We start from the raw sequence: 1,476 nt of genomic DNA, 5'->3' as shown, positions 1-1,476 counted from the left end.
ACCGTTGGCTCGATTGCGAGCAATGCAAGCGAAGCGGTGGCAACTGCGGCTGGCGAGACCAAGGATAAGGTTGTAAACACCGTGGGGCAGCTTGGCTCCAGTGCGAGTGATATGGCTGTGCAGGCGAGTCGAACCGCGCAGGAACTATTTGAGCGCGAACCACTGGCACTTGCCGTCCTCGGCCTGGCGGCGGGTACGGCTATAGGCGTGCTTCTGCCTCGCACAGCCATGGAAGACGAGCAACTCGGCGGCTACCGCGACAAACTACTTGGCAGCGCCAACAGTGCTTTAGAGGACAGCGTGGAGCAAGCGAAAGAGATCGCTGCCGAAGCTTACGAGACAGTCAAGAGCGAGGCGGACCGGCAGGGCTCGAGCGGCACCGCCGACACGTTAGCCGGTAAGGTCGGTGAGGTCGTCAAGGCAACCGCAAAAACTACCGAAAAGGCTGTTCGAGATCGACTTCCCGAATCGGATCAGTCCTCCACGGCCAAGCCCTAAAGCCATCTGCAGGGTGCCAGGGCAGCGGTCAAATTGAACTTAGAGACACCCGTCGTGAACAAAACCGCGCGCCGACGGTTTGATTGCATGGAAACTGAGACACTGGTCGGCTATCTCGCGGCACTATGTTCGATGGTGAGCTTTACGCCGCAAGCCTGGAAGATCATAAAGACGCGAGACACGGGCAGTATCTCCGCGCCTATGTATGCGATTACGGCAGCAGGCTTCGCCCTCTGGCTCATCTTCGGGTCCATGAAAGGCGAGTGGCCGATCATCATCACAAACGCCGCCTGTCTCGTTCTCTCGGCATTCATTCTTCTGATGACGCTCCTTCCTCGCGCGAAGAAGGACGCGGTCGCGGACGTGCTGGATCCCGCTGCCTCAAGGACTGAGCGATGATCTTCGTTTGGTTGCGTTCTGAGGTTTACGAGGCGCTCAGCGGTGGCAGCCAGGAATGACGCGCTCATGTCGGGAGTTCTCTTGTGGTTTCAGACGATGAAATCCGTCCTGGCGAATCATACGAATGCCTGGTCATCGGCGGCGGACCGGCCGGCCTGACCGCCGCGACCTACCTGGGGCGTTTTCGGCGCCGGATCGTCCTTGTGGATGCCGGCCAAAGCCGCGCAAAGTGGATACCGGTAACCCACAACTGTCCCGGGTTTCCTGACGGTATTGCCGGTGTTGAGCTGCTTGATCGTCTGCGGCAGCAGGCACTGCTGAGCGGAGTCGATCTCGTGGACGATACGATCCACGACATTAAGCGGGGTGGGACCGATTTCATCGCCACGGCATCGGTTCCCATTCGGGCTCGCGCGGTGCTCATGGCCACCGGTATTGTCGATACGCTTCCAGACACGCCCGACGCCGCCGATATGATCAAGGCCGGCACGTTGCGGCTGTGTCCGATCTGTGACGCCTACGAGGTTATCGACGGACGGGTTGCGGTGATGGGCCCGGCAGATCACGCAATGAAGAAGG

General features: G+C 59.8%; 2 protein-coding genes and 1 pseudogene. All 3 read left to right on the top strand.

Annotation, left to right across the window (positions count from 1 at the left end):
• Window positions 1–498 (top strand): annotated as a pseudogene (locus FJ980_RS34960) (hypothetical protein); the annotation flags it as partial.
• Between the two features lie 54 nt (window positions 499–552).
• On the top strand, window positions 553–897 hold the full coding sequence (locus tag FJ980_RS31355; RefSeq protein ID WP_224656178.1) for a SemiSWEET transporter: 345 nt from the start codon (window positions 553–555) through the stop codon (window positions 895–897).
• 83 nt (window positions 898–980) lie between these two features.
• Window positions 981–1,476: NAD(P)/FAD-dependent oxidoreductase (locus FJ980_RS31350; RefSeq protein WP_140547406.1), on the top strand; the 496-nt coding region annotated here is incomplete at its 3' end.

The organism is Mesorhizobium sp. B1-1-5 (genome assembly GCF_006443065.1).
Taxonomy (GTDB): Bacteria; Pseudomonadota; Alphaproteobacteria; order Rhizobiales; family Rhizobiaceae; genus Mesorhizobium.
The sequence above is the reverse complement of the archived record's forward strand: the minus strand, read 5'-3'. Positions and strand labels throughout refer to the sequence as shown.